General features: G+C 40.9%; 21 protein-coding genes. 15 read left to right on the top strand and 6 right to left on the bottom strand.

The window, feature by feature from the left end:
• The first annotated feature begins 1 nt into the window (after position 1).
• The 3 genes from WKF66_RS19710 to WKF66_RS19720 are packed head-to-tail and all read left to right on the top strand — an operon-like array spanning position 2 to position 4,597.
• Positions 2 to 868 (top strand): UbiA-like polyprenyltransferase, encoded by an 867-nt coding sequence (locus WKF66_RS19710; RefSeq protein WP_489676218.1) that lies wholly within the window; start codon positions 2 to 4, stop codon positions 866 to 868.
• Between the two features lie 2 nt (positions 869 to 870).
• Positions 871 to 2,586: a M3 family oligoendopeptidase gene (locus WKF66_RS19715; RefSeq protein ID WP_489676219.1), complete on the top strand. Its 1,716-nt coding sequence runs from the start codon at positions 871 to 873 to the stop codon at positions 2,584 to 2,586.
• Between the two features lie 55 nt (positions 2,587 to 2,641).
• On the top strand, positions 2,642 to 4,597 hold the full coding sequence (locus tag WKF66_RS19720; protein ID WP_489676220.1) for an amino acid permease: 1,956 nt from the start codon (positions 2,642 to 2,644) through the stop codon (positions 4,595 to 4,597).
• Positions 4,598 to 4,621: 24 nt separating this feature from the next.
• On the opposite strand, the gene WKF66_RS19725 is transcribed toward WKF66_RS19720, so the two are convergent.
• Positions 4,622 to 5,449 (bottom strand): hypothetical protein, encoded by an 828-nt coding sequence (locus WKF66_RS19725; protein WP_489676221.1) that lies wholly within the window; start codon positions 5,447 to 5,449, stop codon positions 4,622 to 4,624.
• A gap of 362 nt (positions 5,450 to 5,811) precedes the next feature.
• The gene (locus WKF66_RS19730) at positions 5,812 to 7,764 is read right to left on the bottom strand and encodes a KUP/HAK/KT family potassium transporter (RefSeq protein WP_489676222.1); all 1,953 of its coding nucleotides are present in this window, start codon (positions 7,762 to 7,764) and stop codon (positions 5,812 to 5,814) included.
• 203 nt (positions 7,765 to 7,967) lie between these two features.
• Between WKF66_RS19730 and WKF66_RS19735 the strand changes: the two genes are divergently transcribed.
• The 4 genes from WKF66_RS19735 to bcp are packed head-to-tail and all read left to right on the top strand — an operon-like array spanning position 7,968 to position 11,321.
• A complete protein-coding gene (locus WKF66_RS19735; RefSeq protein ID WP_489676223.1) occupies positions 7,968 to 8,489 on the top strand; it encodes a T9SS type A sorting domain-containing protein in 522 nt (173 codons plus the stop codon).
• Between the two features lie 30 nt (positions 8,490 to 8,519).
• Positions 8,520 to 9,131, top strand: a complete 612-nt coding sequence (locus WKF66_RS19740; protein WP_489676224.1) for a fumarylacetoacetate hydrolase family protein — start codon at positions 8,520 to 8,522, stop codon at positions 9,129 to 9,131.
• A gap of 3 nt (positions 9,132 to 9,134) precedes the next feature.
• Positions 9,135 to 10,850 (top strand): M23 family metallopeptidase, encoded by a 1,716-nt coding sequence (locus WKF66_RS19745; RefSeq protein WP_489676225.1) that lies wholly within the window; start codon positions 9,135 to 9,137, stop codon positions 10,848 to 10,850.
• A 3-nt stretch (positions 10,851 to 10,853) separates the two neighbouring features.
• A complete protein-coding gene (gene bcp, locus WKF66_RS19750; RefSeq protein WP_489676226.1) occupies positions 10,854 to 11,321 on the top strand; it encodes a thioredoxin-dependent thiol peroxidase in 468 nt (155 codons plus the stop codon).
• A 53-nt stretch (positions 11,322 to 11,374) separates the two neighbouring features.
• Here the strand turns inward: bcp and WKF66_RS19755 are convergent, their stop codons facing one another.
• Both WKF66_RS19755 and WKF66_RS19760 read right to left on the bottom strand, forming a co-directional pair.
• Entirely contained in the window at positions 11,375 to 12,625 is a 1,251-nt protein-coding gene (locus WKF66_RS19755; protein WP_489676227.1) for a sugar MFS transporter, read from the bottom strand.
• A gap of 129 nt (positions 12,626 to 12,754) precedes the next feature.
• Complete coding sequence (locus WKF66_RS19760; RefSeq protein WP_489676228.1) at positions 12,755 to 13,903, bottom strand: alpha/beta hydrolase; 1,149 nt, start codon at positions 13,901 to 13,903, stop codon at positions 12,755 to 12,757.
• Between the two features lie 130 nt (positions 13,904 to 14,033).
• On the opposite strand from WKF66_RS19760, the gene WKF66_RS19765 reads away from it, so the two are divergent.
• The 8 genes from WKF66_RS19765 to WKF66_RS19800 all read left to right on the top strand — a co-directional run bounded on the left by WKF66_RS19765 (position 14,034) and on the right by WKF66_RS19800 (position 22,660).
• The gene (locus tag WKF66_RS19765; RefSeq protein WP_489676229.1) at positions 14,034 to 14,879 is read left to right on the top strand and encodes a transketolase; all 846 of its coding nucleotides are present in this window, start codon (positions 14,034 to 14,036) and stop codon (positions 14,877 to 14,879) included.
• 11 nt (positions 14,880 to 14,890) lie between these two features.
• Entirely contained in the window at positions 14,891 to 15,850 is a 960-nt protein-coding gene (locus tag WKF66_RS19770; RefSeq protein ID WP_489676230.1) for a transketolase family protein, read from the top strand.
• Between the two features lie 18 nt (positions 15,851 to 15,868).
• Positions 15,869 to 16,429 carry an RNA polymerase sigma factor gene (locus tag WKF66_RS19775; protein ID WP_489676231.1) on the top strand — a complete coding sequence of 187 codons (561 nt, stop codon included), beginning with the start codon at positions 15,869 to 15,871 and terminating at the stop codon, positions 16,427 to 16,429.
• Positions 16,430 to 16,463: 34 nt separating this feature from the next.
• Positions 16,464 to 16,991: a hypothetical protein gene (locus WKF66_RS19780; RefSeq protein WP_489676232.1), complete on the top strand. Its 528-nt coding sequence runs from the start codon at positions 16,464 to 16,466 to the stop codon at positions 16,989 to 16,991.
• A 9-nt stretch (positions 16,992 to 17,000) separates the two neighbouring features.
• Positions 17,001 to 17,447, top strand: coding sequence for a hypothetical protein (locus tag WKF66_RS19785; protein WP_489676233.1), 447 nt, complete (start codon positions 17,001 to 17,003; stop codon positions 17,445 to 17,447).
• A gap of 25 nt (positions 17,448 to 17,472) precedes the next feature.
• The gene (locus WKF66_RS19790) at positions 17,473 to 18,660 is read left to right on the top strand and encodes an aspartate aminotransferase family protein (protein WP_489676234.1); all 1,188 of its coding nucleotides are present in this window, start codon (positions 17,473 to 17,475) and stop codon (positions 18,658 to 18,660) included.
• Positions 18,661 to 19,645: 985 nt separating this feature from the next.
• The gene (locus tag WKF66_RS19795; protein WP_489676235.1) at positions 19,646 to 21,745 is read left to right on the top strand and encodes a T9SS type B sorting domain-containing protein; all 2,100 of its coding nucleotides are present in this window, start codon (positions 19,646 to 19,648) and stop codon (positions 21,743 to 21,745) included.
• A gap of 720 nt (positions 21,746 to 22,465) precedes the next feature.
• Positions 22,466 to 22,660, top strand: coding sequence for a hypothetical protein (locus WKF66_RS19800; protein WP_489676236.1), 195 nt, complete (start codon positions 22,466 to 22,468; stop codon positions 22,658 to 22,660).
• Positions 22,661 to 23,034: 374 nt separating this feature from the next.
• On the opposite strand, the gene WKF66_RS19805 is transcribed toward WKF66_RS19800, so the two are convergent.
• Positions 23,035 to 23,958, bottom strand: a complete 924-nt coding sequence (locus tag WKF66_RS19805; RefSeq protein ID WP_489676237.1) for a DUF58 domain-containing protein — start codon at positions 23,956 to 23,958, stop codon at positions 23,035 to 23,037.
• A gap of 64 nt (positions 23,959 to 24,022) precedes the next feature.
• A complete protein-coding gene (gene trxA, locus WKF66_RS19810; RefSeq protein WP_489676238.1) occupies positions 24,023 to 24,343 on the bottom strand; it encodes a thioredoxin in 321 nt (106 codons plus the stop codon).
• Positions 24,344 to 24,369: the final 26 nt, after the last annotated feature.

Raw genomic sequence — 24,369 nt, forward strand, 5'->3', positions numbered from 1 at the left:
AATGAAAAAGTACTTCTCACTTGTACTATTTGCACATTCTATATTTGCGCTTCCTTTTGCCATGATTGGCTTTTTCCTTGGGGTAACGACAACAGAACACCCCTTTAATTGGCTCAAGCTGGTTCTAGTTTTGTTTTGTATGGTATTTGCCAGAAATTCGGCCATGGCCTTTAACAGGTACCTGGATAGAAATATTGACGCAAAAAACCCGCGTACGCAAATGCGCGACATTCCTGCCGGAAAAATAACCGCAAATTCGGCCTTACTGTTCGTAGTGGCCAACTGCATTCTCTTCGTAATAACCACCTACTTCATTAATCCGCTTTGCTTTTATTTATCGCCTATAGCCATCTTTATAGTCCTTTTTTATAGCTACACCAAACGGTTTACGGCACTTTGCCACCTGGTTTTAGGTTTAGGACTCGCTTTAGCCCCTATCGGCGCATATATTGCGGTTACCGGGGCGTTTAATATTGTTCCAATCCTTTATTCACTGGCCGTTTTGTTCTGGGTTAGCGGCTTTGACATTATTTATGCTTTACAGGATGAAGACTTTGATAAAGCAGAGCAGCTGCATTCTATACCCGCTGCTTTAGGCCCCAAAAACGCTTTGAAACTTTCTGTAGTTCTTCATGTTGGAGCTGCACTCAGCGTAATCTTACCAATTCTTTTTATAAACTTCAGCTTTGCCTACTATATTGGTGTCGCCTTTTTCTGCGCCATGCTGATCTATCAGCACCTCCTGGTGAAACCGAATGACATTAGCAAAGTAAATAGAGCTTTTGCAACAACTAATGGTTACGCCTCCGTAATATTCGCGGTTTGTTTCCTTCTTGATGCTTATCTAAAAACCAATTTCAACTTATAACCATGATGGACCTAACCATACCCAAAAAGAAAAGAAATTATATCCCACAGGAGCTGGAAATGAAATGGGAAACTTTGGAACCAATACTGAATGAACTTCTTCTCCGTGATATTGATAATGTGACTGAGCTGGAGCAGTGGTTAAAAGACAAAAGCGAGTTAGAGGCTGCATTAGAGGAAGATTTTGCATGGCGTTATATAAAAATGAGTTGTGATACCACTAGTGAATCTCTTGTTAAAGATTTCCAGTATTTTGCAACTGAAATTGAACCTAAAATATCACCAGTCGCCAATCAACTGAATCAGAAGTTTAACGACTGTCCTTTTATTGACGAACTGGATCATGACAAATACTTTGTTTTTATCCGTGCTATCAAGAAAGCAATTGAATTGTACCGTGATGAAAACGTTGCCTTGCTGACCAACCTGCAAGTTGCGCAGCAAAGATATCAATCGATTACCGGTTCGATGAGTGTAGTAATCAACGGTCAGGAATATACGTTAGAACAAGCTGCGAACTTTCTAAAAGACATCAGTAGAACAGTAAGAGAGCAAGCCTGGGAAACTATTCAGCAAAGACGTCTTTTGGATAAAGATGAATTAAATATCTTATTCGATGAACTCATCGCAATGCGCCACCAGGTTGCATTGAACGCAGGATTTGAAAACTATAGAGATTATATGTTTCAAGCTCTGGGAAGGTTTGATTATACCCCGCAAGACTGTTATGATTTCCATGAGGCGATAGAGAAACAAATTGTTCCTGTATTAAAAGAACAGGCAGGAAAACGTGCGGAGCTTCTTGGTTTAGAGGAATTAAAACCTTGGGACATGGAGGTCAGCACTACTGGAAAACCTGCGCTTAAGCCTTTTGCTAACGGAGAGGAACTGATCGATAAAAGCATTGCTTGCTTTAACGCAATAAACCCTAAGTTGGGGCAACTATTGGCCATTATGAAGTCGAATAACCTGTTTGACGTAGAAAGCCGGAAGGGCAAGGCACCAGGAGGTTACAATTATCCCTTGGCAGAAACCGGGGCACCTTTCATTTTCATGAACTCAGCCAATTCCCTCCGTGACCTGACAACTATGGTCCACGAGGGCGGTCATGCCATCCATACTTTTCTAACTGCAGATCTTGAATTAAATGATTTTAAGCATTGCCCATCTGAAGTTGCTGAACTCGCTTCCATGAGTATGGAGTTGATTTCTATGGACAATTGGCACCTTTACTTCGACAACGAAGAGGACCTGATCAGAGCCAAAAAAGAGCAACTCGCTGATGTGTTGAAAACATTGCCATGGGTAGCCGTAATTGATCAGTTCCAACACTGGATCTACACAAATCCAGGACACAACGCTGCTGACAGGGAAGAGGCATTTAAGCTGATCTATACCCGTTTCGGTCATGGTTTCACTAACTGGGACGGTCTTGAAAAGGAATTTGCAAACGTTTGGCAGAAGCAATTACACCTCTTTGAAGTCCCATTCTATTACGTAGAATATGCAATCGCTCAGCTTGGAGCCATTGCGATATGGAAAAACTATAAAGAGAATCCAGACAAAGCATTACAACAGTATTTAGATGCTCTTTCTTTAGGATACAGCAAACCGATTAACGAAATATATGAGACTGCAGGCATTAAGTTCAACTTTAGCCTCAATTACGTGCAAGAATTGGCCCTATTCGTTAAAGATGAGTTGCAGAAACTAGGATAGTTAGCAAGTAATTCTTTAAGTTTGGCTATTCCAACCGAAATTATTAAATTTTTCTATGTTTGAAAAGCTCTTTAGAAAGAAATCAATAACAAAAATCCTTGCTGACGCTGAAAAAGGATATGGAGACCATGGATCTTCTTTGCACAAGACACTTGGGGTAAGGGATCTTACCGCTTTTGGGATCGCTGCAATAATTGGGGCTGGTATATTCAGCACAATTGGTAAGGCAAGTGCAGACGGCGGCCCAGCCGTAATCTTTCTTTTTATTTTTACAGCGGTTGCCTGTAGTTTCGCAGCTTTTGCCTATGCAGAATTCGCTTCAATGGTTCCGGTTTCCGGCAGTGCCTATACCTATTCTTATGTGGCCTTCGGCGAGCTGGTAGCATGGATCATCGGTTGGTCGCTCATCATGGAATACGCCATCGGTAACATCACTGTGGCCATCTCCTGGTCTGACTATTTCACAGGGCTCCTCTCTTCTATACGAATACCTGCCCTGGATATCAACGGCATCAATTTGCCCGATTGGATGACAATGGATTATCTTTCCGCCTTTAACGGACATTCGCATGCCGATGCCTTAATTAATGCAGGTAAAAACTACGCCGATCTGGATGATGTTACTAGAATTGCAAACAATGCATGGATTACTGCGCCTCAGATTGGCGGCTTTCATGTGGTAGCAGATTTACCGGCACTGGGTATCATTATTTTCATTACATGGCTGGTTTACCGCGGAATGAAAGAGTCAAAAAATGCCAGTAATGCTATGGTCATAGTCAAGCTTGCTGTGATCCTGTTGGTACTTTCCGTTGGCGTATTTTATGTGGACACATCGAACTGGAACCCTTTTACTCCAAATGGGGTATCTGGCGTCTTAAAAGGAGTCTCAGCGGTATTCTTTGCCTATATAGGATTTGATGCGATTTCAACCACTGCAGAAGAGTGTAAGAACCCTCAACGTGATCTTCCAAGAGGAATGATGTGGGCCATTATCATATGTACCGTTTTATATGTCGCAATCGCATTAGTGCTTACTGGCATTGTGAATTACAAGCTATTGGCCGTTGGCGATCCATTAGCATTCGTCTTTGACCAGATTGACCTGAAATTAATGAGCGGGATCATTGCGGTCAGTGCTGTTTTTGCAATGGCTAGTGTACTCCTTGTTTTCCAAATGGGACAGCCACGGATCTGGATGAGCATGAGCCGCGACGGACTACTACCTAAGGCATTCTCCAGAATACATCCAGTTTATAAAACACCATCGTTTGCAACGATCGTAGTCGGTTTTGTAGTCGCTGTACCTTCACTATTTATGAACCTGACCATTGTAACCGACCTCTGTTCTATTGGAACATTGTTCGCTTTTGTACTGGTTTGTGCAGGAGTACTGGTTCTGCAAAATAAGCCTGACATTCAGAGAGGCAAGTTTAAAATTCCTTATGCAAACTCGAAGTACATCATCCCAGTTGCATTTATAGGGGCAATTATATTTTCATTGAATGTATATAAGGCCGAAACCACTGCGTTTTTATTTAACAAACCGAAGGTCTACGAACCGGTAACATTCCTGACTTCTTTGAATGACGCTGATCTCAGTATTGTAAAAGAGGAGATCAAAGTAAACCAGATCAAACTTCCTCAAACAGGAGAAAACAATGATGCTGAACTTTATCTCAATAGCTTATCCGCCGAACAATATGAGCAATTCATGTCAGGCTCTAAATTAAGTACGGAAAAGAGATACGATAGTGGATTCAGCTTGTTTAAACATAAGATCCCAATGTGGATCTTCCTGTTCATATGTGTGATGATCACCTACTACTGCGTTACAAAAAACCTGTCCTTAATCCCGGTTCTGGGCCTAATTAGCTGCCTTTATATGATGTGTGAGCTTGGCATCTCCAATTGGATCGGATTTGGAATATGGCTAATCATTGGTTTAGTCGTTTATTTCCTGTACGGCTACAAACACAGCAAACTGAACGCAGAGAACATGAGCAGGTAGTGAACTCGCGCTTTTAAAACGTCTTTAATCGTTCTTTTTCTTTGAAGAGAAATCGAAGTATTTAGCGGAGGACTTTTTGATGCCAATCAAAATAACTCCATTGACCGCCTTAGATCCGTATATAACCGTCGCAGTGGCATCTTTCAATACTTCTATCTTCTCGATCCAATCCTGTGGTAAGTCCTTAAATTTAGCATTATCAATGGTACAACTTTTCTTCCCTGCATGAACAATAATTAAGGGACCTTCATTAGCAGAAAACGTTGATATTCCACCTAACCTAATGTTAGTCGCGGTGGTTAGTTTCACTATCATATTGCTGTTCAAAGTTGCTTCTACCTTAGAGTAGCCTATTAACTGAAAGCTATACGGCACCGCTATATTTTCCATAGTTATAGCCAATTCAAATCTCCCGGTGCTGTCTGTTATTGCGAGTACGTTTTCGAAACCTTTTTGTCTTACATGCACGCCTGTTAACGGTTTGCCGTTCAAATTATCAACCACCCTCCCACTAATGGTATCTCTTGATACAGTTGGTTCAACAGGTAAACTAGCTGACTTGGGAATTGCAGCAGGTGTTTGACCGATAGGTGCCAGCACTGGACGCAAGTTTTGCGCAGCTGCGGGACTAACGATAACCGAACTGACTGCGAGGGGCATTAACCAATGCCAACTCAACTTTGGCAAAGGTGGCACCAATTGACGGTTTAGCTGACTGTCAAGTAGCCGACCACAGATTTTATCATCCTTGCGTTTAAAAAACTGTAACAGTTCCGCATCTGATTTTGTAGTAAGATCTACAATCGTTTTTTCACAGCGATCGCAATAACGTCCAGCGTCTGCTTGCGGCATGGTATCCCAGTTTTCTCGACATGGGTTCGTCAAAAGGATTTGTAGATTTTTCAAAATTCGAACTTTTTAACAATGATGCACCAATTTACGCTTTTCCAAAGTCTTTTCTATTAACAAAAAATTAAATTATGACTGTCATTCGTAATTCGTCATGCCAGCGACGGCCGTTATCAGGACATCGGCACAGCGATGCAACCCATTCCTAGGTCCTGGTATTCACTGGGATGTCCATGGTGTTTTATTCGAGGTTTCCAGGGGGTTGCTAGGGCCTTGCTAGGGCGTTGGTATATCCCTTAGCCTTAGATACGGCCTGGCAGCCCCTTAGAAAGGACCTCACAAACATAAAGGAGATAAGAAAGATGTCAGGATGGTAACCGGTTTAACTCAATATCATCAGGCGTAACAAATATCAGAGGGACTTTTTCTACATCAACATAACTTGAATCCAACCCAAAGCTTCGCTCCTCTGATAAACTGAGTTTTTTCAATATAAAGTAGTAATCCATTATACCGCGCTCATAAAAGCTAAGTTTGGAAAACTTAGATAGATGCTTCTCCAACAGCACAAAGCGAAAATCCCCGGCAATTTTATGCTTGTTAAGCGATTTGTATTGACTGGTAATATCTACTTCTCCATTTTTAACAAGTTCTTCAATGACCTTTCTGTAAAGCAGGTTCACACGCTGCTCCACTCTAAAGCCAAGCCTGAAATCAATCCGTATCAACTTACCGGGAATCAAGAACTCCACCTTATAATCCCTGGTATAGGGCTCGTCAACGACATCAACATGTACCAGCCAGTAAATGTCTGCCCGCTTAGGTTCTTTCTGAATAATGGAATAAATGATCTTTGACTCGATTTCCGTTTTAAAGTTCGCACTGGTTAGATATACCAGTTGAGAAGAGTATTTGGGAACGGACTCATCGCTGCTCAATTCGTTAATGATCTGATAATAGTCCTCTATCTCCACGTATTTAACAAAGCGATTCTTAATCTTACGGGCTACATACCAACTCCACATTACAGTGAAAAGGAAAGAACCAATTAACACGGTCACCCAGCCACCATGGAAAAATTTAGCCATGTTTCCGACTAAAAATGTCAGTTCAAGTAGTAAATATATTGTAAGAAAGATCAGGATAGCATACATCGGTATCTTTTTTCGCTTCATGTAAAAAGCTACTAAGATCGTTGTGGCAAGGAAGGTCAGATTTATAGCTAGTCCATATGCACCCTCCATAGCTCCGGAACTCCTGAAGATTAACACAATCCCGATACAGCCTGCCCAAAGGATCCAGTTGATTGACGGCACATAAATCTGACCTTTTTGGTTACTTGGATAATTGATTCTAACTTTCGGCCATAAATTAAGTCTTACTGCTTCAGAGATCAGGGTGAAAGATCCAGTAATCATTGCCTGACTTGCAATCACTGCGGCAAAAGTAGCGAGCGCCACCATGAATAAAAGATAATCTTCAGGTACGATCTCAAAAAAGGGATTTAAACTGGTGTCATAATTACCGTGATGAATTGCCCAGACCCCTTGTCCCAAATAATTTAAAATTAAAGTTGCTTTAACAAAAATCCAGCTTACTCTGATATTCCTGCGGCCGCAATGCCCCATGTCTGAGTACAGCGCCTCGGCTCCGGTGGTACATAGAAACACGCCACCAAGAATGAGTAAGGCCATCGGGTTATTCACCAACAAATTATACGCATAATATGGATTAAGGGCCTTTAAGATACTAAGATCCTGAAGCACATAGAGACTTCCTAAGACGCCGAGCGTCCCAAACCATAAAAACATCACCGGGCCAAACAGCTTACCCACCAAGTCGGTCCCAAACTGCTGTATAATAAACAGGCCTGTAATAATAGCCAGGACAATCGGTATCACACTTACAGTTGGAAACTTCAATTGTAACCCCTCAATGGCTGAAGTTACTGTGATGCTTGGTGTAATAATGCCATCTGCTAAAAGTGCGCATCCACCAATTACAGCGGGTATGACAAGCCATTTTGCCCTTTTCCTAACTAAAGAGTAAAGGGAGAAAATGCCACCTTCACCTTTGTTATCAGCGCGCAAGGTGATCACCACATACTTAAGTGTTGTTTGCAAGGTAAGTGTCCAGATGATACATGAAAGTGCTCCAAGAACCAAATTAACGTCCACCGTTTGTCCGCCTGACACGGCAGAATTGAAAATAGCTTTCAACGTATATAGCGGCGACGTGCCTATATCACCGTAAACGATACCTAAACTTACAAGTAGACCTCCTGCGGTTAAGGCATTCAACTTTTTATGACTTGTCACAATAATTTTATTTGTCGCAAAATTAAATTAAATATAAAGAAGTGCCCAGTACAAACAGCTTTTTTACACGCTCATCTGTAAAGGCGAAAATATTTGAGTGATTGATGAAACGTAATAACTTGTTAAATATTGTTAAAAGTATATTTATTGAACAAAAACGTTGATTTTTTTGTTTATTTATTTATATTTTTGACAGCATCTATATGAGTATAAAACCAATATTAACGCTTCTTCTGAACACATTATGCCTTTTAGGCATCTTCGCTTCGACGGGTGTTACTGTTTTTGCTCAAAAAACTGACTCAACTATTAATGGCATCAGGTATAAAAAGTTGTTTATCACTCCACAGATTAAAGGATCTGTTCAAAGTTATAGACCAAAGTATAATTTCGGGTTGACGCCTTACTCAGAAGTTGGAACAAGTCCGAAATCAGCAACTTCTTTAGTGACAAAACAAGAAAAAATATTATCCGTTTTAAAAGTTTATCCCAATCCGGTTGAAGATCAGGTAAATTTAATAGTGAAGATCGATCGCGAGACTAATTTTTCTGTTAAAATAATGGATCTTCTGGGTAATGAAGTGGTTACACTTGCCAACGAGCGGATATCAGCGGGTGAGCAAACTAAAACTTTTAACATACCAGAGCGCCTAAATCCTGGTATTTATTTTCTGAAAATTGTTTCTGGCTCAGAAACTGTAGTAAAGAGAATTTCCGTTCTCTAATAGAATTACTAAATTCGTAAAAACACATTCATGAAGATTATTGCTATAGGGCGTAATTATGCTGCCCATGCTAAAGAACTTAACAATCCGGTTCCAGGTAAACCTGTGATATTCCTAAAGCCGGATACGGCCCTTCTTAAAGATAATAAGCCATTTTATATACCTGATTTCTCTCAAAACATTCACTTCGAGCTGGAAGTAGTGTTGAAAGTCGCTAAAGAGGGGAAGCACATCGCAGAGAAATTCGCTTCAAAATACTACGAAGAAATAGGCTTGGGTATTGATTTTACCGCAAGAGATATTCAAACAGAACATAAAGAGAAAGGACTTCCCTGGGAGCTTGCGAAGGCCTTTGACAATTCTGCTGCAGTGAGCAGCTTTCTGCCTAAAGAAGAGTTTTCAGACCTTAAAAATCTGAATTTTGAACTTAAGATCAACGATCAGACCAGACAACAAGGCAATACCAGCTTCATGCTCTTTTCTTACGATTATATCATCTCCTTTGTTTCACAATACATCACGTTGAAGAAAGGTGATTTAATCTTTACTGGTACTCCTGAGGGGGTTGGCCAGGTGCATCCAGGCGATAAGCTTCAGGCGACGCTTGAAGGGAAAGAATTATTGAATTTCGAGATCAAGTAAAGGATGAGTAAATTCAAATTGATTACGCTATGCCTGTTGTGCATAGCGATGCAAGTTTCTGCTCAACAAATTTTTAGTGACAGCAAATATCCGTTAGTAGATTTCAGACCCCCATTAGATATAACGCCGCCCGCGCTTGCAGGATCTTTTGGTGAACTGCGCTCAAATCATTTTCATTCAGGAATGGATTACCGGACCAATCAGCGTACCGGCTACCCCATTTATGCGATTGCAGATGGATACATTTCCCGATTACGAGTTCAAAACAGCGGCTTCGGACTTGCGCTTTACATTAATCACAACAACGGTTATACTTCCGTATATGGGCATTTGTCAAGATTCAATACCAAAATAGCGCAGCAGGTCAAATCTCTTCAGTACCAAAAGAAAACATACGAGATTGACGAATTTCCAAACGAACTTCTAATACCTGTTCGAAAAGGCGACATCATCGCTTACAGTGGGAACACAGGCAGCTCCGGTGGTCCACACCTTCACTTTGAAATCAGAGACACCAAAACAGAGGCAACTATAAATCCGCAGCTATTCGGGCTCAATATTCCCGACAATATACCTCCCGTAATCTATTCTCTTTACGCATATAAGCTGAATCGAAGACCTTTTAATGAGTTTACTCCAAAGCAAGGATTGGCCTTTACAGGTAGCGCAGGTAACTATAAAGCAGGCACGATCAACTTAACAGGTGAAATCGGCTTTGGAATCGTCACCACTGACCGTCACAGCGGTGCTTCTGGTTTAAATGGAGTGTATTCTATCGAACTGCTACTGGATGGAAACCATGTGTTTACTTCTTCCCTTGAAAAGTTTGCTTTTGAAAACAGCAAGGCTATAAACGCTCACATCGACTTTCCAACCTATCTCTCTACGAAACGAAGCATACAAAAAAGCTTTGTAGATCCCGGTAACCCGCTCTCTATCTATAGTAACCTTTCAAACCGGGGTCGGATTGAGTTTAACGACGGGAAGTTACACGACCTTCAATACATTGTTACAGATGGAAAGGGCAATAGAAGTACGCTGTCCTTTAAGGTGCAGGCTGACGCCACGCCGGCTACCTATTTCGACGAGACCCCTACGGGGAATTTACGCTTTCCCTTTAACGTTGAAAATCAATTAAACAATGACCAGATAAAATTGATCTTGCCAAAAGGAACCTTATATAATGACTTAAATTTCATTTATAAGACGTCTCCTAAGCCGGCTGTTAATGCTTACTCCTCCGTTCATCAGATCCACAACAATCTGACGCCGTTACATGTAGGCTTTGAGCTGTGGATAAAAGCAGACAATCTTCCTGAAAACTTAAGAAGTAAAGCAGTAATTGTAAGTTTAGGTAGAGCCTCTCAAGGTGGTTACTACGAAAATGGTTACGTTAAGGCAAAACCACGCAGTTTTGGAAGTTACTTTATTTCAACAGATACGCTACCGCCGGTTGTTCTTCCACAAAACATCAGCAATGGTAAAAGCATGGTCGGCCAAAGCAAGATGTCGTTTAAGATCAGAGATAACCTTTCAGGAATCCAAAACTTCAATGGCTTTATTGACGGCAAATGGGTACTGATGGAATTTGATACGAAGACAGCTACTCTTTGGCATACTTTCGATGAACAAACCGGGCCCGGTAAACACAACTTCGAGCTCATCGTAAAAGATATGAAGGACAATGCCCGAACTTATTCCATAACATTTTATAAATAGCATATGACTGAATTAAAAGAAGGCCAAACGGCTCCGGAATTTAAGGCGAAAGACCAGGATGGTAATGAGGTTAGTCTGTCGCAATTTGCAGGCAAAACTGTAGTGCTTTATTTTTATCCGAAGGATGATACTCCGGGATGTACTGCGGAGGCTTGTGATTTCAGAGACAACTATCAAGGCTTAGCCGCTAAAGAGATTGTAGTGCTCGGCGTGAGTGTAGATGACGAAAAATCGCATAAAAAATTTGTAACCAAACACAGTTTACCTTTCACCCTGCTGGCAGATACCGACAAAAAGATCGTCGAGGCCTATGGCGTTTGGGGAGAGAAAAGTATGTATGGAAAGACTTACATGGGAACCAACCGCAAAACCTTCATTATTGATAAGGAAGGAAAGATTGCGCATATCATCATTAAGGTTGACACCAAAAATGCTACTGCTCAAGTTCTTGAACTTTTGAATCTTAGTTGATTATTACGGTCATTCTGATCATCCAATATCCCAGGTGCTTAACCTGCTTGACGCTATGATCTTCTTAACTTATGGCCGTATACGGCGTAATAGAAAATAAATAAATAGCAGGGCACCATAATCCAGTAGGCTTGTTGGGCATTTACGGCATCGGTAATGTAACCATAAAGAGGGGGCAACAATGCGCCACCGGAAATTCCCATAATTAATAGAGAAGCTCCTGTCTTTGTAAATCTGCCCAAACCGGTGATGGCTAATGGCCAGATAGCCGGCCACATGAGCGAATTAGCCAGACCAAGCAAGGAGATGAGCAATACAGATACGTAACCGCTGGATAGTATTGCCGAGACCGACAATACTACACCAAGAATGGCAGATACCCTAAGCGCCATTTGTTGCGTAAAGAACCTGGGTATGCAGAGGATGCCAATGACGTAGCCGACAATCATACTCACTAGAGTATAGGTAGTGAAATACTTTGCAGCAGATAAGGGAATACCCTGTGAAGAGGCATAACTTATTACCGTATCACCCGCCATGACTTCTACACCCACGTAAAGAAACAGAGTGATTGCGCCCAATATGAGGTGCGGAAATTGCAAAATACTGGTCTTGTTGGTATTCGCTAATGCGACTGCATCATCTTCTTTTTCAGTGTCTACCTCTGGCAAGTTGGACCAGTAGGTTAAAATTGCAAGAACAATTAATACCCCGATGATGGCAACGTATGGCCAAATCACCTTGTGAGCCAGGGCGTCCAATTCAAGTGCTTTTTCTGCAGTGGTCATTTGAATAATGCGCGCTTTCACTCCATCTGCGTCGCTTAGTGTGACGGCGCCTAAGATAATCGGTGCTATTGCGCCTGCCACTTTATTACAGATGCCCATAATACTAATCCGTTGTGCTGCACTTTCAACCGGACCAAGAATGGTAATGTAAGGGTTAGATGCTGTTTGTAACACCGCTAAGCCAGTTCCCTGAACAAACAACCCGACTAAAAACAGGAGATATGTTCTGGATAATGCTGCAGGTATGAACAGTAGTGCTCCAAAGGCCATAATGACCAAACCTAATGCCATTCCTTTTTTGAAACCAGTTACTTTTAATATCCAGGCGGATGGCAATGCCATTACGAAGTAAGCAATATAAAAGGCAAATGCGACAAGATAGGATTCAAAGTTACTTAGCTCACATGCGATCTTCAAATAGGGTATCAATACTGAGTTTAGCCAGGTGACAAACCCAAAAACAAAGAACAATGCACCTATTATGACAATAGGACTAAAAGATTTTTTAGCATTCATAAAAATTTGGTTGGTTTAATAGGCGAACTTCCGCTAAAATAGAAAAAAGACACAAAAATAAAGGCCTTTATGCAGATTTATCTACATAAAGGCCTTTAAACCGTCAATTAATAAGAAAATTAAGCAGTTCTACTTTTTAAATGCGCTTTTAAGCTGATCAACTGCATACATCTCTGCATCCATTGCCTCAGGAACTAATGCACCCATACCAAAAAACTCATGAGTAACCCCTATATAATTTTTGCTATCGACTTTTACACCCGCAGCTTTCAATTTGTCAGCGAGCATCATTCCATCACTATTTAAAGGATCATATTCGGCAGTGATGATCGTTACAGCCGGCAATCCTTTTAAATTAGCAGCAACAAGATTAATTCTTGGGTCTTTAGCTTCAGCCATTGAATTCAAATAATTTTTTACAAACCATCCCATCATAGGTTTATCCAAAGGTTTAGCAGCAGCATTTTTTTGGTAAGATTCTGTATTCATATCCGAGCCTGCAATAGGATAAACAGCAAGGATATGCTTTGGAGCCGCAACACCTTTGTCACGTGCCATAATCGCAACATTCATTGCCAGATTACCGCCAGCGCTTTCACCAGCCACTGCAATCATCTTCGGATCTGCTTTTATGGAAGCCGCGTTCTTAATTACCCATTGATAGGCAGCAAAAGAATCATCATGCGCAGCGGGGAACTTGTGCTCAGGCGCCAAACGGTAAGCTACCGAAACGACAACTGCACCAGTTTTTTCTGCTAATACTCTTGCTGAAGCATCGTAAACGTCAATATTTGCGATTACAAAGCCGCCACCATGGTAATAAACGATCACAGGAAATGGTCCTTTTCCAGATTGGGGAGTGTAAACCCTCAAATGAACATTGCCACCGGTAACAGGGATTTCCTTACCTACCGTATCCAAATGAAATACTGGCGCTGGAATATTGTTTGCCTTCATCACATCCATTACAGCATCTGTTGGCGTATGATTTTGACGGGCTTCAACAGCCGACAACTGCGGAATTGGCCGATCCTTGTAACTCGCTAACTTTTCCATTACCGCCTGCATCTGTGGCTTTAGGCCTGGGCCCCATTCTGGCGCCGGACTAGTAGGTTTAACATCAGCAGGCGTTTTCGCCGCTGTATCAGTCATAGTGGTGTCCGTCATCATGGCGGTTGTATCACCTGTTTCTGCGGTTTTTGAATCATTTGAGCATGCCGACAATGCCAGCACTAACGTAGCACATAATGCAGCGTTCTTTAAAATCGTGGTTTTCATAGATAGATATCTTGGATTAATGCAGTAAGTACATATTTCTCAGAAGATTGTTTTTTTTTCCTTTCGGTAACGTATAACACTTATCATAACAATTTTGCTAAGTTTGTTGTAGTAATCAATAAAGACGTCAATGAAACATACAATAGAAGAATTAGAAGGCATTGCAACCCAGGTAAGAAGGGATATTGTAAGAATGGTACATGCTTGTCAGTCAGGACATCCCGGTGGATCATTAGGTTGTGCAGACTTTGTAACTGCACTTTATTTTGAGGTGATGAACCACTCCCCGGAGTTCACTATGCTAGGGAAAAATGAAGACATGTTCTTCTTGTCCAACGGGCACATATCGCCTGTTTTCTATAGTGTATTAGCTAGATCAGGCTACTTCGAAGTGAGTGAACTTGCCACTTTCAGAAAGCTGAATTCAAGGCTACAAGGTCACCCGACCACCCATGAAGGCTTGCCAGGAATCAGAATTGCTTCAGGTTCATTGGGCCAGGGGATGTCTGTGGCTATCGGTGCTGCCCTATCTAAAAAGCTTAACGGAGACAAATCTATTATTTTCTCTCTACATGGTGATGGAGAATTACAGGAAGGTCAAAACTGGGAAGCAATTATGTATGCGGCCTTCAACAAAGTGGATAACCTCATCGCTTCAGTTGATTACAACGGACAGCAGATTGATGGTCCTACGGAGAAAATACTTTCTTTAGATAATCTTCAAACTAAGTTTGAGGCTTTCGGATGGCATGTGATTAACTCTGATGGCAATGACATGGATGCAATAGTAAAAGCTTTGCATTTAGCGAAATCCATGACTGGAAAAGGAAAGCCTATTTTAAACTTGATGAGTACGCAAATGGGAATGGGAGTTGACTATATGGTAGGCTCTCACAAATGGCATGGTACAGCGCCGAATGATGAGCAGCTGGCATCAGCGTTAAATCAATTACCAAGCAAACTTCAAGATTACTAAGAACAGAACCAATGAAAAAATACACATATACTGAAAAGAAAGATACCCGTTCAGGCTTTGGAGCAGGATTATTAGAAGCAGGTAAAAGAAACCCTGAAGTTGTAGCACTTTGCGCCGATCTTATAGGTTCATTGAAGATGGATGCTTTCATCAAGGAATTCCCTGAAAGGTTTTTCCAGATCGGTATTGCAGAAGCAAATATGATCGGGATAGCAGCTGGTTTAACGATTGGTGGTAAGATTCCATTTACAGGAACTTTCGCTAACTTTTCAACAGGAAGAGTTTATGACCAGATTCGCCAGTCGGTAGCTTATTCAGATAAGAACGTAAAAATCTGTGCTTCACACGCGGGTTTAACCCTTGGAGAAGATGGTGCAACACACCAAATTCTTGAAGATATAGGTTTAATGAAAATGCTTCCGGGCATGACAGTAATCAATACTTGTGATTATAACCAAACTAAAGCAGCTACTATTGCGATAGCTGAATATGAAGGACCAGTTTATCTTCGTTTCGGAAGACCTGTAATCCCAGTGTTTACAGACCCTGACCAAAAGTTTGAGATTGGTAAAGCATGGATGGTAAACGAAGGCACCGATGTAACAATCATTGCAACAGGCCACATGGTTTGGAAAGCGATCGAGGCTGGAGAGAAACTTGCAGAGCTGGGTATTGATGCCGAGATCATAAACATCCATACCATTAAGCCATTGGATGAAGAGGCGATTTTAAACTCTGTTAAGAAAACAGGCTGCGTTGTTACTTGTGAAGAACACAATAAATTTGGTGGACTAGGCGAAAGCGTAGCAAGGTTGTTATCAACTGAATTGCCAACTCCACAAGAATTTGTAGCAGTGAATGATAGCTTTGGAGAAAGCGGAACACCAGATCAGCTGATGACAAAATACGGATTGGACAGTTCAAACATTGTTGAAGCGGTTCAAAAAGTATTAGGAAGAGTTAAGAAGTAATTCTTCTAATAGTAACATATGAAGCAGGTTGAAGATTCGGAAATTCTAGAGAAATTTTCTAAGGAGAAAACACGGAATGAAGCCTTCACCCTGCTTTTAAATAAATATCAACAAAAAATTTACTGGCATGTTCGGCGACTGGTAATTGAACATGATGATGCCGATGATCTGGTGCAAGACGTTTTCATTAAAGTTTGGAAAAATCTGGAAAAGTTTAGAAGCGACTCCCAGCTTTATACCTGGATTTATAGAATTGCCTCTAATGAGTCCATTACTTTTCTTAATAAAAAGAAACAAAGAAATAACACTCCCCTTGACGAGGTTTCCTCAGAGCTAAGCGAAACGCTTATTGAGTCGTCGTACTTCAACGGCGACAAAATTCAAATGAAGTTGCAGCAGGCTATCCTTACGCTGCCAGATAAGCAAAGGCTTATTTTCAATATGAAATACTACGATGACCTTAAATATGAAGAGATCTCACAGATCACAGGCACCAGTGTTGGGGCATTGAAAGCGTCATTTCATATCGCCGTAAGAAAAGTTGAAGCTTTTATGCTAAATGATGACATTACCTTTTAAACCTTTTGGCTGTTAAAGCATCAATATATTCGTAATGGAAAGAAATTTAGAAAACGAAGAATGGAGAGAGGAAGCGCCCACACTATCGGGAATGCCAGCGAGAGATGTTTTCTCCGTACCACAAAATTATTTCGAAGAGCTTACTGCAAATATTGAGGCAAAAGCTTCGATTGAGAAACTTAAGGCACTACCTGATCAAGAAGGTTTCAGTGTTCCGGAAGGTTATTTCGACGAAATGAAAAAAGAGATTTTGGCGAAAGCACAATCTCCAACAAAGGTTTTGAAACTATGGCGCTCTAATATGTTAAAATACGCGTCAGCTGCCTGCTTTCTGTTAGTAGCCGGATTAGGCGTATACTTTAACCAGGAACAACCACAACAAACTGTAAATTACACAGACATTGCTAACGAACAAATGCTTTTTGACATCGACGAGGATGTGATCATTGAGCACATTCAAGGTTCAAATGTAACCGTGCCCATCGTCTCTTCGGACCAGTCTGAATTAGAAAGTTATATTTTGAATAACTTTTCAACCACTGAATTGACAACTGAATATTAAAATAAAAAAATGAGATATTTAATCATCGTAGCGCTTCTCTTAAGTTTCCCTATCTTATCTTCTGCTCAAAGAGGTGGAGATAGATTTAAGGAAATAGAAGCCTATAAGGTTACCTTCCTTACTGAAAAGCTGGATCTTTCTGCTGATGAAGCAAAGATTTTCTGGCCCGTTTATAATGCCTGGCAAGCCGAACAACAAGTGCTTCGTAGAGAACGGATGCAGAAAATGATCAGTTTCCGGAAAATGACTGAAATTGAAGAACTGTCTGATAGCGAAGTTCAGACGCTGATACTTAATGAATTCAATATTAAACAACGGGAGCTGAACCTTGATAAGAAGTATTATTATAAGTTAAAGTCGAGCTTACCTATTAAGATTGTAGGCAAATTTTACAGGGCTCAGGAAGCCTTTAAAAAAGAGATCTTAGCTAAATACAGACCACAGGCAAGGCAATAAGCTTAACATTTCGTATTTTTGGTGCATGTTAACACAACGCCAGTTATTTCTTCAGCATAACGCACAAACTACACTAGAACCCCTGCTCCTGGAATTTGTTAAGGCCAGTGGCATGTATTTGTATGATGTAGAAGGCAAGAAATATATGGACCTCATCGCTGGTATTGGTGTAAGTAACGTAGGCCATTGTCACCCGGCAGTTGTTGAAGCAGTACAGAATCAGGCAGAACAATACATGCACATCATGGTATATGGTGAATTTGTTCAGAATCCACAGGTTGATTTTGCAAAAGCACTTGCAGATATTCTTCCTCCTGCCCTTAACTGCACCTATTTTGTCAACTCTGGAACTGAGGCCGTAGAGGGCGCAATGAAGCTGGCTAAACGCTATACCCACCGTACCGAGTTTATTGCTTGTAACCATTCTTACCACGGCAGTACGCAAGGTGCATTGAGCTTGATGGGAAATGAAGAATTTAAACAAGCATACCGACCTCTATTACCTCATGTACATTTCATCACGTTTAACTACTTATCTGATCTTGAAAAAATAACTACAAAGACGGCTGCTGTCTTTATAGAGACTGTACAGGGTGAGGCGGGTATCCGCATTGCAGATCCTGAATATTTTAAAGCATTACGATCGCGCTGTACCGAAACCGGTACCTTGCTGGTCCTTGATGAGATCCAATGCGGCTTCGGCAGAACAGGAAAGATGTTTGGATTTGAGCACTACGACATTACGCCAGACATCTTATTATTGGCAAAAGGTATTGGTGGCGGAATGCCAATAGGTGCCTTTATTAGTTCTACTGAAATTATGCTTGCTCTGGCAACAAATCCTATACTCGGCCACATCACTACCTTCGGCGGTCATCCGGTGAGCTGCGCGGCGGGTTTAGCAACGTTGAAGACGATTGTTAAAGATGACATCGTTAAAGATGTAACTCAAAAAGGCGAGCTGTTTAAAAAGCTACTTGTTCATCCGAAGATTCTTGCAGTCAGGGGAAAAGGATTGATGATCGCTGTAGAGTTTGATAGTTTCGAAACGAACAAGAAGATCATTGATGGTTGCATAGCCGATGGCCTTATCAGCGATTGGTTCCTACATTGCAGCAATTCATTGCGCATTGCACCTCCGCTAATCATCACAGAAAAAGAAATTGAAGAAGCTTGTGCTGTTATCATTAATAATATTGAGAGGTTTGCCTAAGGAGACAAATGTGTTATGTAATACATTTTGACCTTCAGTAGAATGTTATGGTACTCGATTTCTTATGAGGGCAAATAAAATGTAAAAGAATAACTGAACGATGGCTACGCTGTTAGCCTTGATTCATAACCAAGCGTGGAAGATAAGGCAACTAATCTGCGATACACAAACTCTATAGCCAAAACCAAGCAATCTGATCGACTAGGAAACATCTTTGAAATTGTTGTCTGAATAGATACTTTGTTTTGTGAATGATGACAGACAAGTAATTGCTTAAAAAAAGTTATTTCCTTGACTTTTATGAAAGTCAGACCGTAAAGTTCAGGCAAAAATTGGATGGACTTTATACCTAATTAGAGTAACACTTAAAGTTCCAGAGAAGTTTTTCAAGCATATAAAGGCACGAAAGGACTTTATGAAACTAGCTGAGAAGTGTGGCACCACTAAGTCCTATAATTCCAGAATTGAAAATGAAGCTTCTGACATAAGACTTTCCACGTTGAGCTTAGGTGGACAGTTAAAGCCCACTTTTCAAGTTTAAAAAAAGTGCTGACGATAATCACTTTTCCATTATTCCACCATTTTTTGATAAAGCGAAAGGGCTTCTGCGGTTCTAACATTTTAGTTAAAAGGTTAAAATTGCTAGACGGGGCATTGTAGCCATTATCTTTCCCTCATACGGGCGGTACAGAACTACATAATCGTTCCCACGCAGGCGTTAACCCAAGACCACTTGGGAATGTGGCAATTGCTGCAGTACTCAAGAAATAGCGACGGCTGATTACTGAGTTCTTCATAAAACATCTTCCTTCTCTATTACCATTTCAGATTTCCACTCCTTATTTGATTGGCTGTACTTCTGCGCCTAAAAATAAGAACTGAGGCCTTAACTTCAGCCGTTTAAATTCAAAAAAGGATCGGATTCTCCAATTGCATATACGGTGGGTAAATAATATTGCTTATCTTGATATCGTATCAAAGTTCCATGAGATTGAAGCGCTCTATATGGTTATTATCTTTAACGCCTGCCCTATGCCTTGCACAGGGCAAGCCTCCTAGAATTACCATTCCTGCGCCATTAGAAAAAGTTTATTTCACCAACTTGCAAATCGCCAGCTTCAAACCAATTGTTGATCCTGATGAAGGGGCTGTTGACCCCATTGCTTACGGACAAGTCAGTACCTTAGCAGGAAGTTCATCCGGCAGACAAGATGGTCAGGGTGTCTTAGCTAAGTTCCTGCAGCCAACAGGTGTAGACACGGATGCAGCCGGAAACATTTATGTGGCTGATTGTTTCAATCATTCGATACGCAAAATCACTCCTGAGGGACTAGTTTCCACAATAGCTGGTACCGGGTCTAATGGCCGGTTAAATGGGAAAGCAGCAGACGCAAAATTTGACACCCCCTTCGGTGTAATGGTTGATCAAAATGGAAATATATTCGTCGCAGATGCAGGCAACAACCAGATTAGGAAGATCACTCCGGAAGGAATTGTTACTGTTTATGCAGGTAATATTTTAGGTAGAGCTGGGGCTGAAGATGGCATCGCAGGAACAGAGAAGTTTACACTTCCAGCAAGTATTGTTTTTGATGAGCTGGGCAATATGTATTTAGCAGATACAGAAAATCACTCCATCAGGAAGATCACACCCAACATCGGGGTAACTACTTTTTCAGGGTATTTAGGAGTTAAAGGTGATACCGAAGGACAAAGTTCTGTAGCCAGGTTCGAAAAGCCGATTGCCATAGCCAGAGATCCAAGAAATGGCGACTTTTATGTAGCCGATTATATTAATAATAAAGTTAGAAGAATAAGTTCTGGTGGTCGTATGGAAACATATGCGGGCACAGGTGAACTCTCAAGTATAAACGGGCCAAGATTAATTGCGACGTTTGACCATCCAACCGGACTCACGATTGACAATAAAGGAAACGTTTATGTTTCTGACGACAATAATTTGATCAGAAGGATTTCTGCAGTAACCGGTCTGGTCTCCACAATTGCTGGCGATGGAAACCAGGGGAACAATGATGGATTACGATGGAATGCCAGCTTTTATCATCCTATAGGTCTTGCTTTTGATATTATTGGAAATTTATATGTGGCCGATGAACATAATCATAGAATTAGGAAAATTACGCTTGGTGGAGGTTTCTCAATTGACAAGGCTCTTCCAAATGGACTTGTATTTAATCCTACGAACGGCGAGATTAGTGGTACGCCAACAGAATATTGGCCTGAAACCCTCTATACCATCACTGCCCATAATGATTTTGGAGAAGGCAGTGACGAACTCACGATCAGTGTGGTTAACCCTACGCTCACTTTTCCAGCGATAGCTGCAAAAATGCAATGCGATCCTGATTTCGATCCTGGCGCAACCGCCTTTGTTCCTATCACCTATAGCTTTAGTGACCCATTGGTAGCCAATTATGTCGACGGCAAAATACATATTCTTAATGTAGGAACAACAATCATTACCGCAACAAATGGTTATGAGACTAAAAGTCAGACGCTGGTTGTTTCTCCGGCTGAAATTTTAACCATCAGCATATCCAGCACACAAAAGACCCCACTTTGTTCCGGGACGCCTATAACCTTTACTGCTAATGCTTCTGAAAACGCGGAGCCGGGCGCAGTTTATTCCTGGTATGTAAATGGCGTTAAATTTCAACAGGCGGGCAAAACACTGACTAGCAATTCTTTTAGTAACAGAGATCGGATTTATTGTATAGTTACTGGAGGGGGAAGCTGTTATTTTGAAGCCAGCACAAAATCAAATACGCTGGACACAGATATTCTTGACGCTAATATTTGTAATGCAATTATTCCTACTGCATTTTCACCGAATGGCGATGGCATCAATGATACCTGGAAAATACCAATGCTCGTCCGATATCCCAAAAGTAAAATGTCAATTTATAATAGATTTGGCGTAAGAATCTTTGAAGCTATGGGCTATGAATTGCCCTGGAACGGCAATCATGAGGGGAAACCCTTGCCTGCAGGGATATACTACTATATCATTGACCTAAAACCAGAACACATAAAAATGTCTGGCTCTGTAGCCATTCTCAAATAAATGCTTATTTGACCAAAAATCAGTATATTTGAAGTATAGCAAATGCAGCTATTTTAAGATAAAAAATTCGGTGAGTTAAGAACGAAAATCAGTTAAATACGACTTTAAAGCGCTTTAAAGTTTGAGTTCAAAGACCCGTCCGGTCCGCAAAAGCCACTCAATCGAGTGGCTTTTTTATTTAAAACGTATTTTAAAACGCGTTTAGAAGAAAAGGGGATCAAGCAATAAAGTTGGGCGATCAAGCAATAACCCCCTGCTTTTCCAGTACCCTATATGTGCAAGCATTTCTATTGCTTGCGACATCTCTCCTTTCATGGCCTTCTTGATTTAGTTAAGCCAAATCTAAAAGATTCACCTATTGAAGCCTGGATGGGGGCGGTCGGACGCTTACTTCGCATCATACTCGTAGGTTTCCTTCCAAACAAGGCGGCGGCTTGCCATAACAGTTAGCAGCCATTGAAAATCTATACTTCTAAATAACACTTTTATATGCGAAACAGCAAAACGAATAGTTTTGCAGGCCACGAATGCGGGATGGCAATACTAATAAGCCAATTGTATTTTACACAGGTTCACGAAGTTCCTTCCAACCGATAGTTTTGTACTAAAAGAAAAGTAATCAGGTAACATATTATAATTATTCCACCGTGCCTGTTGCACAACTTCAATAAATGTAAAATTTTGCTTTCATAAAATTGCTAGAATGTGTAAATTAAAGGCATGCAAGGCAGAAAGGACTATACCGAAAAGCTGTTCACCAGCTTCCAGCTCTCGAGCCGGGTTCCTAAGGGAAACCTGTACCGCAAACTCCGCGAAACGCTTGATCTGAGCTTTTTATATAAAGACACTAAAGAACTTTCAGAAAAAGGGAATACAGTTCAAGAATTGAGAATAACGGAAGTAATCTTACCTTAAAAACCTTATTTGACATTGACGAAAAGGGTTTAGGAGGCAAGGTGAAAATATCAATAGAACTATAAAAAGCACCTTCGTTATAACAAAGCATAAGCGCAATTAATGAGCGTCACTTGTTAGTACTGCTATGCAGTTAAAATACACTGCCTGATTTCTGTCAAATTAGGCTTCTTTTAAGGTATCCCTAATACGCCTATACAAACCTCCGTATATAAGAATAGTTGGTCTTATAACCAAAATTCCATTAATTTACAGGCTGTTGCACGATGGCTACTTTTTTGGATATGGCCGGGTTGTGTTTAGGCCCCATTGAGCTTCATAAGAGTGGGTATCTCAATAAAACAATAGCTAAAACCTAAATCGCAATAAAACCCCTAATTCATTTTCTGACGCTTGATCAGATAGGCTTGTAAGACCGGATAAAAACCCTCTGATATGTCAGCATCGATCATATCAATTTTGTATTGCGTACACTTGAGCTGAATCATTTGCCTGTACTCCCCTATTCGCGTCAGGTAAGCATCTTTTACCTTAGAGGCATGCGCCTTAATACTCGCCCCGGTTTCCATATCTACAAATTCATATGGCCGGTTCTCAAACTGGAAATTAACCTCTTTGTCTTTGTCTGTCACGTTGAAGATCACTACCTCATGCTTATTGAACTTCAAATGCTGCAAAGCCGAAAATAATGCTTCCGTACTCTTCTCGTCCTGCACCGTATTCAGCATATCACTAAAGATCACAACGAGAGAGCGTTTATTGATCAGCTCTGCAACCTGGTGTAAAGCCTGCTCCAGATTTGTACCAACATTCATTTTGTCGGCCGCAAGCAGCGCTTCCAGATGGGTAAAAAGATACTTCTGATGCGTAGTTGTTGACTTAGCCGGAGTGTTTAAGAATAGCTGATCTGCAAATAAACTTAATCCGAACGCATCACGCTGCCGTTTCAACAAGAACATCAACGCGGCAGTCGCTTGCACAGAGAATTTAATCTTATTATAGGCTTTTAATGGGAAATACATTGATGATGAGGCATCAATTATAAATTGACAGCGCAGGTTAGTTTCTTCCTCATAGCGCTTGCTAAACATCTTATCTGTTCTGGCAAACAGCTTCCAATCTATGTTTTTAATGTTATCACCAACGTTGTACAACCGATGCTCGGCAAATTCTACAGAAAAGCCATGGAAGGGACTCTTATGCAGACCAGTGATAAAACCCTCTACCACCTGCCTGGCCAGCAGCTCTAAGTTACTGCTAAACTCCGTATTTTGCTGCTCAATGCCAGGTTCTTGCATAATGTAAATATAAAAAAAAAGCGTTCATGATCATGAACGCTTTTTAGACTGATATATGTTGAGTTTACAATAACTGCTTATCTAATTTACCTGCCAATACTGATTTAGGCACAGCACCTACTTGCTTATCTACAACCTCACCATTTTTGAAGTACAATAATGCAGGGATATTGCGGATACCGAACTGAGTGGAAATTTGCGGGTTATTGTCAACATTAACTTTACCAACGATTGCTTTTCCTTCATATTCTTTTGAGATCTCATCCACTACTGGTCCTACCATGCGACATGGTCCACACCATTCTGCCCAAAAATCAACCAAAACGGGTTTATCTGATTTTAATACAACTTCCTCGAAGTTTGCATCTGTAATTTCCAAAGCCATAATTCTTCTTTTAATTTAATACAAAT

Origin of the sequence: Pedobacter sp. (assembly GCF_037719805.1) — a bacterium.
Classification (GTDB): domain Bacteria; phylum Bacteroidota; class Bacteroidia; order Sphingobacteriales; family Sphingobacteriaceae; genus Pedobacter.